A 244-nucleotide genomic window follows, 5' to 3' on the forward strand; every position below is an offset into this window, starting at 1 on the left:
CATCAGGAATAACCTTATGTTATTAACCTCAAGGTTTTCCTGAATTCGTACCACTAGAAGGAGTAAGTCTTTTCTGTCTACGCTGTTCTTGAAGGATTCCTGTTAAAAGTTTTTGAATCACTTTTGATTCAGGTGTTTCATGTGTAGGGTGTGCAAGGTTTATTTCTTCAAATGGGTCTTTCGTTATATTGTATAACTCAAATTGATCCGGGACTGGTTGAGTTTTGGTGGTTGTGATACAAAT

General features: G+C 36.5%; 1 pseudogene. It reads right to left on the bottom strand.

The features are described 5' to 3' along the window. Positions 1–28: 28 nt before the first annotated feature. Positions 29–244, bottom strand: a pseudogene (locus tag SAZ04_RS22780) (sulfatase-like hydrolase/transferase); the annotation flags it as partial.

This window comes from Halalkalibacter lacteus (assembly GCF_036663595.1).
In the GTDB taxonomy this organism is placed as follows: domain Bacteria; phylum Bacillota; class Bacilli; order Bacillales; family Bacillaceae_D; genus Halalkalibacter; species Halalkalibacter lacteus.